Raw genomic sequence first — 13,422 nt, 5'->3', positions numbered from 1 at the left:
AGGGCACGGGCATGGATCAGGATGCATTGTTTTCGGATGCGGGCAGCGTCCGTTCCCGGCGAATCCTCTATACGCCGTCCCCCTTTGCCCGGGCCAATCTGGTCCATCTGCAGGAGACGGGGCGGCTGACCGCCACGGCGGCGCACACCAGCCGCCGGGAAAGGCTGCAGTCCTTTCTCTGTTTTGTGGTGTGTGCGGGTTCGGGGCAGCTGGTCTATGACGGACAGCACTTTCCGCTGAAAGCGGGGGATGTGGTCTTTCTGGACTGCCGCCGACCCTATGCCCACAGCACTGGCGGCAGTGCGGGGGAACTGTGGACCCTGCAGTGGTGCCATTTTTACGGGCCGTGCGTAGCGGCAATCTATGAAAAGTACTGCGAGCGTGGCGGCCGGCCGGTCTTTCATCCTGCCGACGCCGGGCGGTTTTCGGAATTGATGTCTCAGGTATACGCTGCCGCCGGAAACGATGATTATATTCGGGATATGTGGCTCAACGAAAAGCTGAACACCCTGCTGGCGCTGCTGATGGCGGAATCCTGGCAGCCTGCCTCCCTCCGGAATCCACGGCGTCCCGCACGGCGGGATGTGGCACCGGTGCGGGAATATCTGGAGGAGCATTGTACCGAAAAAATCGCGCTGGAATCGGTGGCCGAGCACTTTTTCCTGAACAAGCATTATCTGGCCCGGCTGTTCAAAGAGCAGTACGGTGTGTCTGTCAACAGCTATCTGACCCAGGTGCGGATCACCCGGGCCAAACAGATGCTTCGGTTTACCGACAAGGCGGTGTCCGTCATCGCGGCCGAATGCGGTCTGGAGGATGCCAATTACTTTTCCCGTGTTTTTAAAAAAGTGGAGGGAGTCACCCCCAAACAGTACCGGGAACTGTGGTGAACGTTCAACCATATGGCAGAAGCCGGCGAGATGTCCTTGCAAAGGATGTCCGCCGGCTTCTTTTTGGGGAAAGAGGCAAAGAATGGGACAGAGGCTGAGGCGCCGGAAAAACGGTGTGTACACGGAAACAGCCATTTGTCTTTACATTGTGGTGGGGCATTGGTATAATATGTTATAGAAATATGATGCATTTCGGCGTCTGGCCGTTGGAAATGCTGCTTTGCATACAATGAGGAAAATGGCAAATCCCAAAAAGGCAGTGGGACACCGTGCAGAGCTGGGCTTCGTATGGAAATCAGGGGGCGGAGGTGGTGGTTTTATGAAATATAAGACACCGCAATACAAGCGCATTGAGCAGGATCTCAATGAGAAGATCGCTTCCGGCTATTATGGTGTGGGAAATTCACTGCCCACCGAGCAGGAACTGGGCAAACAGTACGGTGTTTCCCGCGTGACGGTGCGCAAAGCCCTGGACAATCTTGTCGCCAGGGATCTGCTGATCCGCACGCCCGGCGTAGGCACGTTTGTGAAACAGGCGCCGTCCTGCCCCGCTCCAAAAGCGGATTTGTGCGGTTTCACCGCCGAGATGGAGGCCATGGGACGGAAAACAGCCACCGAGCTGGAAGTGTTTGAAGTGATCCGTGCATCGGAGAATATTGCACATCTGCTGGAAATCTCGGAGGGAGCCCTCATCTATCATTTCCGCCGCCGCAGGTTGGCCGACGGGCGGGTGCTCATGCTGGAAGATACCTTTATGTCGGTAGACAAATACCCGGACATTTCCATCAAGGTCCTTACCGGTTCCAAGTACCGGTATTTTGAACATGTGCTGGGCAAAAAACCGGTGGTGAATGAGCAGCAGATTCTTCCCGTCCTGGCCACGAAGGAAGTGGCGGAAATTTTCGGCATCAATTTCAATACGCCGATCCTCAAAATCGCAAACGTCACCCGTTTTGCCGACGGGGAAATCATGGATTACACGGAAGATACCCTGAACTCACCTTATTACCCGCTCAACTATATCAAACGCTGAAAAAGGCCCGTCCGCTTCCCCCTTGGGGGGAGCGGACGGGCTCTTTTGGGTCATTCGCAGTAGACAGGGCTGCTCCAGGCAATGTCGCCGTTTTTCTGCCAGACACGCAGGCGGTAGCTGCTGCCGGGCATCAGATCCAGCATTTCGTGGATGCTGACCCGATAAGCAATTTCCGGCGCAGCCCGTTTGACGCGGAACTTGAAGGCGCTGTGCCAGATCAGATCGTCACGATAGTGATGGGCATCGGGATAGCGCGCATATACCATGGCTTCCGCTTCCTCATACTCGGAAAAGACACGGGTGCCCAGCAAAAGATCGCGCACAGCCAGGGGATAGGATTTGCCGTTGACCGTCAAGTCGAGCACATCGTCTATTGTGCCCTCCACTTCAAAGATGAAGCCCTCCCGGCGGGTGGGGCTGCTGCCCATCCATTTGCCGGTCTCGGAGGTCTGGTGGGTCGTGAGGGTGAATTCACAGCCTTTGCTGTCACAGTGGTTAAGTTGCTGGCCGAAACTGTTCCAGATCTTTTCCACCGTCAGCAGGGTACAGGGGACCTGCAGGCTGCCTGTCCAGGTCTTGGTCTTGTTGCCGGGGAAGGCTTTGAGATCCGGCCCCCAGCCGAACTCCACCTCAAACTTGAAGCGGAAGCGACCGGGCAGGGCGGTGCGTTCCCAGCTGCCCGAATGCACATAGGTCTTTTCGGGGATTTGATCCCGCAGCAGCTCAATGCGGTCAATGGCGTTGGTGCCGGTGACCTCAATGGCAAGCGCCTGAGGGCCGGCGGGGGCGATCTCACCCATGGCTTTTCCGCCGATGGTAAAGTCCAGCCCGATACGGCTGCGGCTCACACCGTAGGTGCGCCCGCTGCGAAGAGCCTTCCAGATGGATTCCTTGCTGCCGTTTTCCGCCAGAGCACACATCATGCCGTGGTCGGCCTCCCCGGGAACCGTGTGGTTGTCTCCCGAAGCGATGACGCTGATGTGGTAGCCCATGGCGGCACCGGATTCATAACAGGTGCCCGTGATACGGGGCCCCATGTGGTCATGCCGTTCCATGGGGATAGGGCCGTCGTCATTTTCGCTGGAACCGTGGCTGGAATAGATTTCGGCGATGGGGGAGAACTTCTCGTCGTGGGTGCTCCAGTTTTTGCCCCGGCTGCCCGGCTTGTAGGCCACGTGATGGGGAACGGCGATGGCCTCGTGACCGGCCAGGGCATCCCGCAGGGTCAGGTACTTTCTCGGCAGGAGGATCTCCCCGTCGTTGTGCAGATAAAAGACGTTGTGGTCACCGTCCGAACCGTCGCCCTGCCACTCGTAGCCCATGAAGAAAGGCCAGCCCTCCTGTTCGGCGTGGGCAGCAAGGTTGCGGACCAGTTCCCAGTCGGCGCGGTAGTCGTCCGGAGAGATCAGATCCTCCAGCGCCGCACCGGAGGGAGTTGTGCGGATGGCAAAGGGATAATAGGCGACGGGCCAGAAGTCCATGACGGCCTTGGCGTGCTCATACCATTGCATCAGTTGATCCATCTGATAATGGTGAATGTTGCTGTGCATGTCTGCCCAAAACTGATGATATTGCATGACTTCTCCGTTCTGCCGCCAATGGGCGGTCTTTGATGATAGGAATTGTGTCAGGTGTAGGGAAAAATAAACTTGACTGTGTTTCAGCCCCCGGCGGGGAAGAGATGGTTCCCGAACCGGAAGGCATCCTGAGGCATCGGGGCTTTGGTGCTGCCTCCTGCCCGACGGAAAGCAGCCCCGGGAAAGGTTGGCAACGGAATTCCCCCTGCAATGCCATTGACACTGCCTTTTACAGTGCACAAGAGATTTTACGCCGGCATAGGGGGACCCTGCGTAAATATAATAACAAATAAATCTCAGTTTGTGAATATTTTAATAAAATAATAAAATACAAATATGTGCCAGCGTGTTTGTGTATTTTTTACATTCAAAGAGAACCGAGAGGTAATATTACCAGGAGATAAAGCGGTATTTCAAGTAAATTCCCTGAGCCTGGAGAAAACAGACAAAGCAGGCTGGAATGCTAATACATATCATCATAAAAATAATACAAATGGAACGGGGAAAAGCGCGGGCGGCAGGCAGAACGGAGGCGCTGCAAGAGCGGCCATGCTTTGCAGACAGCGTTTGGGGACTTCTTTTTTATGGAACCGTGTACAGCGCGGCACTTTCTTGAAAGTCCGTTACAGAGACGGCAGAGGCAGGGGAAAAGACAGCAAAAAGCAGCACGCCGAAGCATTGGCTTCGACGTGCTGCTGACATGATGCCGCTGGTCGTTATCTGCTCAAAGAACGTTCCCCTGTACCGGGATCGGCTTCTGGGTATACAGCATTTCTGTCTTCCGGCTCTCTAAAAATCAATCCGGCTCCTTGCCGCAAACAAGCCAATAGCAGGAAGCATCAACAGATATGCGTTGGCGGAAAGTGCTCTCAATTTTTCCGGCAGAGCCGGTGAATGAGAGACACCCGCTCAGCAGCTGGCGCCGCCTACCACGTTTTTCTTCAGGACAGCGGACTTGTCCACGGCGGCTGTCATCAGCTTGTTCTGTACATAGTCAAAGCCCAGACGGTCGATGGTGTCGGCAAAACGCTCGCCGGTAATGCCCTCATCCCGGAAGAAGAGGATAGCGCGCTCGACGATATCCAGTACTTCCTCCTCGGAGGTGAAGATCTTGTCCATGGGGTGACCATGGGCAATCTTCTTGCCCCAGCGGCCGCCCAGATAGATCTTGTAGCCGTCCATGAACTCCTCTGTCACACCGAAGGGGCACTTGCCCTTGCAGCGTCCGCAGTGATTGCAGGCGTTGGGATCGATGTGGAGGGTGCCGTTTTCCAGCCTGGCCACATGGATGGGGCAGTTTGCCTCCACCTGGCAGACCTTGCAGCCGCGGCACTTGGCGGAATCGATCATGGGGACCCGCTGTCCCACAATGCCCAGGTCGTTCAGGTCGGGCTTGACGCAGTTGTTGGGGCAGCCGCCCACGGCGATCTTGAATTTGTGGGGCAGGGTGACATTGTGGTAGCCCAGATAGAAGCGCTCATGGAGCTTTTCGCTCAGGCCGAAGGAGTCCAGCAGGCCGTACTGGCAGGTGGTACCCTTGCAGGAAACCACCGGACGCACCAGAGAGCCGGTGCCGCCGGTCTGCAGCCCCGCCTGGGCCAGGAATTCCCGCAGCTCGTCCAGCTTGTCGTAGGGCACGCACTGAATCTCCAGCGTCAGACGGGTGGTCATGGTGACCTCACCGGAACCGTAATGCTTGGCGGCTTCGGCAATGGCACGCTGTTCCTCATTGGTGATCTTGCCGTTGCGGGTGATGACGCGGACATTGAAGCGGTCGGGATAGCGCTTGTCCTGCAGACAGCCCAGACCCTTGACCCGCTTGATCTCTTCCGGCGGGATCTTGCCCTGGAACTCCACCTTGACCTGATTGAAGGTCACGCCGCCTTCCAGCACGCGGGTGTTGGTGTAGCCGAAGGCTTTCAGGCGGTTCTGCAGGAAGTAGCCGCGCTTGCCCCGGGCACAGACCAGAAGCAGCTTGGCATCGGGGGCCAGACCGTCAATGGGGCCGTGGACGCCGGCCAGATTGACCCACCGGGCGCCGGGAATGGACGCCTGCGGCTGTACGTCGATGACCTGATAACCGGCAGCCGCGCCCGCGGCATATTCCGCCGGGGTAAAGGTCTCGAAGGCGCCGGACAGTTTGTTTTCCAGAATGTAGCAGGCCTGGACAAAGGGATGGATGGCGGTGGAGAAGGGCGGTGCATAGGCAAAGTCCAGGGTATTGAAGGTCTCGAGGGTGGCCCCCATGGAGATGCCGGTCACGGCAATGTCCACCATCTTGTCCACGGCCCCGGCGCCCAGCACCTGGATGCCCAGCAGCTTGTGGCTGGCCCGGTCGGCAATGAGCTTGGTGATAAACGCCCCGGCACCGGGATAATAGTGTGCCTTGTCGTCGGTGACGCAGACCACGGTGACGGGGTCAAAGCCCGCGTCCTTGGCCTGGGCTTCGGTCAGGCCGGTGCGGCCGGCATTGAGGCCTTCCATAAGACGGACGACGCCGGTGCCCAGGCAGCCGCCGTAGAGGGATTCATGGCCGGAAAGGTTGCGGGCCAGGCAGCGGCCGGTCAGGTTGGCGGTGGAGCCCATGGCCGACCATTGGGGTTTGCCGGTGATGGCATTAAATACCATGGCGCAGTCGCCCACGGCGTAGACATCGGGCAGGTTGGTCTGCTGTTTGTTGTCCACCCGGATGGTGCCTTTGAACATGTCCAGCCCGCTGTCCGCCAGGAAGCCGGTGGCCGGGCGGATGCCGATGGCCAGCACCACCAGGTCTGCCGGGATGCTGCCCGAGTCGGTGGCGATGCCGTCTGCCGTATCGGTTCCGGTGATGCCCTGGAGGGCGGTGCCGGTCAGGATCCGCATGCCCTTGGCCTGCAGCTGACGCTTGACGTAGTTTGCCATTTCGGGGTCAAAGATGTTGGGCATGAGCTGGGACGCCATATCCACTACCGTGACCGACAGGCCCTTGGCCATGAGGTTTTCGGCCACTTCCAGGCCGATGAAGCCGCCGCCCACCACAACGGCACGGCGGCAGCCATTCTTGTCCGCCCAGTCCCGGACGGCGATGGCATCGTCCGGGGTGCGCATGCAGAAAACGCCGGAAAGTTTGGTGCCGGGCACATTGGGAACAAAGGGCTCGGCGCCCACCGCCAGAATGATCTTGTCATAATCCTGGGTGGTCTCGGCGCCGGTATCCACATCCCGCAGCGCCACCGTTTTGGCTGCGGCATCCAGCTTGACCGCCTCCTGTCCGGTAAAGACCTGCACCCCGGTCAGGCCCGCATACTTCTGGGGCGTGTTGACGATCAGGTCCTCCCGGGTGGGAATCTCACCGCCCACATAATAGGGCAGGCCGCATCCCGCATAGGAAATGTCCCGGCCCTTGCTGTAAAGAACCACCTCGGCATCCGGCTGCTCACGCTTGAGCTTGGCCGCCGCCTTGGTGCCTGCGGCAACGCCGCCGATCACAAGAATTTTCATATCTGCTGCCTCCGTTTCAGATGCCCGCAAGGCGGACATATTTTGCCAAACCGGTTTTTTGCCATGCCGGGCGGTGCTCAGAATGGAAATGCCGGGACTGGCGCAGCACCGCCCGTTTTGCGGCTTGTTTCTGCCCCCTGCCTGGGGCAAACTTTCTATTAAAAGAATACTCCACCCCATGCACTGCGTCAACATTGCATTCCCTGGTACGACGCAAAAAACCAGTGCGCCGAAGTCTCGCTTCAGCGCACTGGTTTTTGCCTGTTATGCCGGGAAGATATCCAGGGACCATGCCCCGTCCGTCATGTAGTAGGTGTACTGGTTTGCGGGATGCCCCGACTCCTCCAGCACAGCCAAAGTGTCCGAGGTGTCATGGAACAGCGCTAGCAGCTGCTGGTAGGTTTCCTCATCGGCGGCAAGCACGGTGAGGCAGTCGCTTTCCTGATCGGAAAAAATCTGGATCAGATCTTCGGTGTCGTACTGTTCCAGCACCCAGCCGTTGCGATAGTAGTAATTGCACGCTACGGCAGTGCTTGGCGTCATTTCTGCTCCCTGCTCCGGATTGGCAAAATGGGTCTTTTCCATAAACGCACTGGTTGTGGCAAACCAGGCGTAGGTGTGACCGTCGGGATGATCCGCCTGGTCGTCCCAGGTTACATCGGTATAGTACACATCCCCGTCCAGAATGACCTTGGTCCATGCGTGGGACTCCACCCAGGAACCGTTGTCGGCATCTCCGCGCACGGTCTCCGCCTCGACCCCTACCTGCCCGAGAAGATACTCATAGGCCGCGCAGTACCCGGCACAGACGCATTTGCCTTTCACCAGCGCGCCATACAGATCCTGATCGCTGCCATCCTGATTGTACTGGTAGACGATATGATCGCACAGCCAATCGTGGAGAGCCAGAGCTTTTTCGTAATCTCCGGCCCCGTACGGAATGCTGTCCAGGGCTTCGGCCGCGACCTGTTCCACCTCACGGCGGCAGCTTTTCGGATCGTCGTATTTCCAGTGGAACTCGATCTCGTACTCGGTCCCGCTTCTGTAATAGGTGGCGCCGTCCAGCCAGAAAAATTCCGGCTGACGCTGAATCCGATTCATCACATCCACGATCTGCTCTTTGGTCAGTTCTTCTTCGGTAAAGCTCACCGTCTGCTGCAGTGCATCAACCTGAGCATAGAGAAACTGATACAGTTCCTCATCGGGCCCGGCGGGCTGGGGTGTGGGGGTCGGCGCCGGGGTGGGGGAGGGGGTGGATTCAGGTACAGGCGTTGCGGTCAGAGCGGGAAGCGAGCTTTCCTCAGCGGGGCGGGAAAGTTCCGGCGGAGATTCCGGGGGTTCCTCGGAAGGCAGGGCGTTCAATACCAGAAGAGCAATTCCCCCTACCAGAATCACCGCCAGCAATCCGATCAAAACCCAGACTGCCGGGGAAATTTTCTGCTCCTGCTGCGGCTCCTCGTACTGGTAATAGTTTCTGGAATATCGCATATCCTGACTCCTCTCCGCAAACTTTGCACAGAACGGCTGTATATGGCTTCCCGCTTATCCGGATGCCCGCATTTTGTCCATTATATCATAAACAGGATGAGATACGAACAGCGCCGCCCATAAAATGCAAACAATTTTACCCTCCTGCTCAAAACCATTTCCCAATTTGTCGTCCCACAACAGCGTAACGCTGCCGGATGGTACTCTCGGCAAAAAGGCATTCAGAGGCTGCTGCACCCGGGGAAGAATGAAGCATCCCGTCGTTTGATTCGGATTGCGAGTATGCAATAATATGAAAAATGTCATGCCGATAAAGGGGGAAGTGAAATGCTGAGTTCCGAAACCGTTGTGTGGATTGAGGAGCGCGTTAAAAATATCTATCCGAAAAACAAGCTGGAAGCCTCGCTGCAGGCATTGAGCCAGTTTCTTGATCTGACCGACGACAATAACCGCTCTATTGCCACGATTATGGAGGGAATGCGCAATGCCACCGACCAGCAGAAGCCGTTGCTTCTGAGGGAGTTTGCCGACATTGAGCGGTTTATGAAAGATTTGCTGAAGCTGGTACAGCCTTCGCTACTCAGCTCCTCGCCCAGCGGTTTCCGGGAATGGACACTGCGGCCCCTTTATACCCAGGCGTTCCATCTTTTCGAGGAAACCGACAACCTGAGCTCCCTCAATCTAAAGGAGCTCCTGGAGAATGGTTCCGATAATCGTCCTTATTATCAGCGATACTTTCATAGGGTGTATCGTTTCCGCAATCCCATTTCCCACGGGGAGAACGTTGTACTGACTCCTGACGACGTGCTGAATGTGACCGCAAGCATGCTGGTGTGCGAGCTGCACCTGTGCTATACCAAGCGGGATGCCATTGCCCGGCTGTGGGACCAGCGGGATGCGTGGGATGCCTTCCATCGGGAAGATTACTGCCGCAAAATCACGCAGGCTTATGATGCGCTTTGCAAGCAGGGGTTTGGCTATCTGGATGTACACTGGTATGCAGACAGCGATGCCAACACGACCGGTCTCACCATCGACAGTCTGCGCCGCCAGACATCGGACCATCTACTGAAGCTGCTGGGGGAGGCCGGCACCGGCAAAAGTACCTCCCTGAAACAGATGGAGTATCTCATGGCCAAAGAACTGGCCGGCAAATCCCGGGGAATGATTCCGGTACTGATTGAATTGGGGCACTTGTCCGATGAGGACCGTCCAGTACTGAGCCGCGCTGCCCGTCAGCTGAACATCGGGGAAAGCAGGCTGTCCGTACTTTTGACCGGCGGCAATATCTTTCTGCTGCTGGACGGTTTCAATGAGATCCTGGATCTGATGCTGAAGAAAAAGATCGCCAAGGAGCTGGAACTTCTGGCTGCCCGGTATCCTGCATCCCGTATCCTGCTTACCGACCGTGCGCTGGCCCGTGCCACCATTCCTACTCTGCCGCAGGCGCGGCGCCTGTATCTTTCCCCCATTACGATGCAGGCCCGGCAGGAGTATTTCCGGCGCAACTGTCCGGATGCAACTGTCCGTGAGCTGATTCTGAACAAAACCGAAGAAGACCCTGCATATTTTGAAAGTCTGGATACGCCCCTCAAACTCAAACAGTTGGTGGATGTGGCGGTCAGCACCCACACGGTGCCGGAAGATTTGCTGCACAGCTATGTGCAGCTGCTGATGGAACGGGAGCAAAATGAAAAGAAGGACCCCAACATCGAGTATCTGAACGTTTTTTTGCAGGCGCTGGCTCTGCAGTTTCAGGATGAATTTTCCATGCTGAAGGCTCAGAAACAGTTGGCCAAATGCAAGATGGCTCTGGGCTATACGCAGCCGGATACGCTTCAATGCCTCAAGCTGGCGCTGGATATGGGCCTGCTGGTCAGTGAGGAAACGAACGTTCTGCGGTTTGCCTCCCCTGAATACCAGGAGTACTTTGCGTGTGAGGCCGAAGCTAGTGATCTGATTAGCGTACTGGATTGAGAGGGCATATGGAACAAGCAATGGAACAACGGATGGCCAACCGCATTCCGTGGCAAAGTTCCGACCCGGCCGCGATTCTGCGCGTCGGTGAACGGTCGGCATTGACGCTGCATCGCTATAACCGTGATGCTGCACAGCTGGTTCGTGTTGGGCTGGATCGCAATCCCTTTGCTGCGGTGCTGCTAAATCGTCTGCTTCTCCGCAGGCACCTGATTGCGGAAGATTTGACCGATACGCTCATCGACGTTTGTCTGAAAGCCCTGGCGGATGCAGAATCCCAGGGAGGCGTCGAGGATGCACTGGACCTTGCCCCTCTTTGCGCGGCTCTGATTTTTCTGGGGCAGCGGGAACAGGCTGCCCGGGCACTGACACTTTGCCGGCAGGCCTGTCCTGACATCGAAAAAGGAATAGAGTTTTCCCATAAATTGCGCCGTTTGGTATGTGTGGAAGCTGATTCGGCGTTTCTGTTTCAGATTGAAATGTTGAATCTGTTCTATCGGACATTCCCTCTGATGTGGAATGAGCAGATTCTGTACCACTATGGCTTGGAGCTGCCCACCGGAGGCCATTGCCCCGCAGCGTTGGCTTCTCTCATACATCAGGCGGCACAGGACCTGTCATACCGGTACTTGAACAATTTGTTTGTCTTGCTGATTGATTTGTCTCCCGCCGATGCGGGGCTGGACCCTGTTGCTGTTACGGAACAGGCCTTCAGCGTGCGCAGCGCTGAAATTTTCCGGGCGCTGCTGTTTTGTCGTAAAATCTTTCCGCAGGATGTGGACGGCCTGACACGGTGGTGGGCAATCCTCCAGCAACACTGGGAGGACCAGAATGCCTGGTGGCAGCAGTTGCGGGGATGGTTCACGCTGTACTATGTCAGCCGCAGCATCCGCCTGGAACCGAACCGGGCCGCCCGACTGCTGGACCAGTACCCAAAACTGCTTCCACCTCCGGAAAAAACCTTCCAAAAGACCAGTCGTGTGGTCCAAAGGACCCTTGCCGTTTTGTTCTTTGAGCCGGGGGACGTTTTGATTCGCTATGTACGTTGGTGTGAAGCTTACAACCCGTTTGCCTATCATGTTGGTGAAGAGCGAACGCCCTTCTTCTATCCGGACTGGAAGCTTGATATGGACCGGGCGTTCCGGTTTCAGTGCAGTCAGGGCCGTACCGGTCAAGAACTGGTTTATCTGTACATGAATACCTTTGCCCGGTGCAATTTCAATCTCCATTATCTGGGACGGATTCTTCTTCTGGACCCGGAGCTGCGCCCCAATCAGTACGGCACTGTAACCGTGGAACAGCTGTTTTCCGCCTATCCCATATCCGCAGAGCTGGTACATCAGGGCAATAATTATTTCATGCAGCCCCTCAATGTGCGGGCGCAGGATCCGTCCCTGCTGCTTGTTCCGCCGGACTGGGTAAGAGAACATCAGGCGCTTTTGGATTCTTCCTTCCCCAATGGTTCCAGGCTTCCGTGTGTGGTTTTTCGGCTGGACAGTGCCAGTGGGCGGGCCTACGCCAAGCCCAAGCCGGATCAGGAACAGAGTGCCGTTGCCCTCCAGCACAGCTGGCAGGAATTTGACGCGTTCTGCAGCCGGCTGCAGCAAATCGCCGATACGGGTCAGTTCGATCTCCTGGTCAATCGGGAAATTCAGCGTCTGGGAATACCCAAGAAACTGCCGTTTCCGCAGTTGATTCGGATACAGCGGCTGGCAGTGGCATGCTGTACGGCTCTGCTTTCCACACCGGGTCAGGCCCGGTATTTTGTGTTGATGTTCAACAACCTGCATCGTGGCCGTCTCAACCAATACAGATTCCCTTCCCAAAATGCTCGACGCCGCATCTCCACCTTTGTGGACAGACAACTTTTTTCCGATTGCCGTGCTCTGTGGCAAAAAATCCGTGAGATACACCCCGAATGGGACGAACTTCTTTTTGTCTATCTCAATACTCCGTTCAAGATGTGTGTCTCCTTGGGGGAGCTGGTGCGGCTGTATTTTCCGTCCGACAGCCAAAGGCTGGACCTGCTGCCGTTGTTCCAATCGCCCTATCCATACTGGTTTGCCGGTGTGGTGGAAGGCCGCCTGACGGCAGAGGAGTCTCCCCTGAACTGTGAGTGTTTGGTTTTGCGGCCGCTGGAATTCTCCTCCGGGCCGTCCAAATGGCGGGAATCGTTCCTGTATCCCATCTCCGGGCCCGACGATGAAATTCCCACGGGAGATACTTTGTATGCATTTCGAATCGGAAGCTACTGTCCCGGCGAACGGTATTTCATATTGGAGGAGCTGGCTCCTGCGGAAGACCGGCGACGCATTGCCCCCAAGGCTGTTTTTATGGAAGCGTTGGAGAAAGCTTCCTGTACAGCCACTCTGGACCCCGTTGTGCGCCGGGATTTGAGTCTGCCGGCGGGGGCGCTTACCTGGGAAGACCGCACGGAAGTTCTTACCATGACTTTGCAGGGACTTTATCTCCGCGGAGGGGATGCTGCTGCCATGGAAGAGTTCCTCAAAGCTATGGGGCCCAATAATCCCTGGCCCGATGCGCCGGATACCGGCAAGAACGAGTGGGCTTTGGATTACTCCCGCAATTCTCTGCTGAACGGACTGGTTTACCTTCTGTCTCAGAGGCAGGAGCTGGGGATCAGTCTGCACATCTACTTTTCTTCCGTATTGAGGGCGGTTCTGCCGCTGAATCGGTTGTTGTCCGCCTATATCCGGGCAGGTCACAGTCTCCTGCTGCTGCCTGAGCATATGAAATGCCACCCGCTGACTCTGTATTTCGATCCGGCAGGAACCCATACGAGTGGATTCCGCGTGGGGGTCTGGCAGCTGCAATCCGCGGAACCTTCTTCCGGAAAGTTGATCACCAGGGTTGTGGGGTACGATTGTGAAAGCGATTGTCTTATTCTGCGTGCGGATGCCTCGGATGGCAGCTAATCGGCTTGCATATTGAGCAGAAGTTCCGGATGCTTTCGTAT

The 13,422-nt window shown here is 56.7% G+C and carries 7 protein-coding genes; 4 read left to right on the top strand and 3 right to left on the bottom strand.

The features are described from left to right. The first annotated feature begins 11 nt into the window (after positions 1–11). Together INF35_RS04755 and INF35_RS04750 are read left to right on the top strand one after the other, a co-directional pair. Positions 12–890: an AraC family transcriptional regulator gene (locus INF35_RS04755; RefSeq protein ID WP_193500353.1), complete on the top strand. Its 879-nt coding sequence runs from the start codon at positions 12–14 to the stop codon at positions 888–890. Between the two features lie 319 nt (positions 891–1,209). Further along, entirely contained in the window at positions 1,210–1,923 is a 714-nt protein-coding gene (locus INF35_RS04750; RefSeq protein WP_193500352.1) for a GntR family transcriptional regulator, read from the top strand. Between the two features lie 50 nt (positions 1,924–1,973). On the opposite strand, the gene INF35_RS04745 is transcribed toward INF35_RS04750, so the two are convergent. The 3 genes from INF35_RS04745 to INF35_RS04735 form a co-directional block, all read right to left on the bottom strand. Then, positions 1,974–3,434, bottom strand: a complete 1,461-nt coding sequence (locus tag INF35_RS04745; protein WP_235983102.1) for a CehA/McbA family metallohydrolase domain-containing protein — start codon at positions 3,432–3,434, stop codon at positions 1,974–1,976. Positions 3,435–4,409: 975 nt separating this feature from the next. Beyond that, entirely contained in the window at positions 4,410–6,980 is a 2,571-nt protein-coding gene (locus INF35_RS04740) for an FAD-dependent oxidoreductase (RefSeq protein ID WP_193500350.1), read from the bottom strand. 264 nt (positions 6,981–7,244) lie between these two features. Further along, positions 7,245–8,468 (bottom strand): transglutaminase domain-containing protein, encoded by a 1,224-nt coding sequence (locus INF35_RS04735; protein ID WP_193500349.1) that lies wholly within the window; start codon positions 8,466–8,468, stop codon positions 7,245–7,247. A gap of 327 nt (positions 8,469–8,795) precedes the next feature. On the opposite strand from INF35_RS04735, the gene INF35_RS04730 reads away from it, so the two are divergent. After that, the gene (locus INF35_RS04730; RefSeq protein ID WP_193500348.1) at positions 8,796–10,445 is read left to right on the top strand and encodes an NACHT domain-containing protein; all 1,650 of its coding nucleotides are present in this window, start codon (positions 8,796–8,798) and stop codon (positions 10,443–10,445) included. 8 nt (positions 10,446–10,453) lie between these two features. Next, positions 10,454–13,381, top strand: a complete 2,928-nt coding sequence (locus INF35_RS04725) for a hypothetical protein (protein ID WP_193500347.1) — start codon at positions 10,454–10,456, stop codon at positions 13,379–13,381. Positions 13,382–13,422: the final 41 nt, after the last annotated feature.

The organism is Gemmiger gallinarum (genome assembly GCF_014982805.1).
Taxonomy (GTDB): Bacteria; Bacillota; Clostridia; order Oscillospirales; family Ruminococcaceae; genus Gemmiger; species Gemmiger gallinarum.
Note: the sequence above shows the minus strand (reverse complement) of the source record. Positions and strands in the feature narration are given on the sequence as shown.

Bases quoted from the DNA above. Each gene is read 5' to 3' on its own strand.
- INF35_RS04725 (WP_193500347.1), top strand. From the start codon at position 10,454: ATGGAACAAGCAATGGAACAACGGATGGCCAACCGCATTCCGTGGCAA.
- INF35_RS04755 (WP_193500353.1), top strand. From the start codon at position 12: ATGGATCAGGATGCATTGTTTTCGGATGCGGGCAGCGTCCGTTCCCGG.
- INF35_RS04750 (WP_193500352.1), top strand. From the start codon at position 1,210: ATGAAATATAAGACACCGCAATACAAGCGCATTGAGCAGGATCTCAAT.
- INF35_RS04735 (WP_193500349.1), bottom strand. From the start codon at position 8,468: ATGCGATATTCCAGAAACTATTACCAGTACGAGGAGCCGCAGCAGGAG.
- INF35_RS04740 (WP_193500350.1), bottom strand. From the start codon at position 6,980: ATGAAAATTCTTGTGATCGGCGGCGTTGCCGCAGGCACCAAGGCGGCG.
- INF35_RS04745 (WP_235983102.1), bottom strand. From the start codon at position 3,434: ATGCAATGGTATGAGCACGCCAAGGCCGTCATGGACTTCTGGCCCGTC.
- INF35_RS04730 (WP_193500348.1), top strand. From the start codon at position 8,796: ATGCTGAGTTCCGAAACCGTTGTGTGGATTGAGGAGCGCGTTAAAAAT.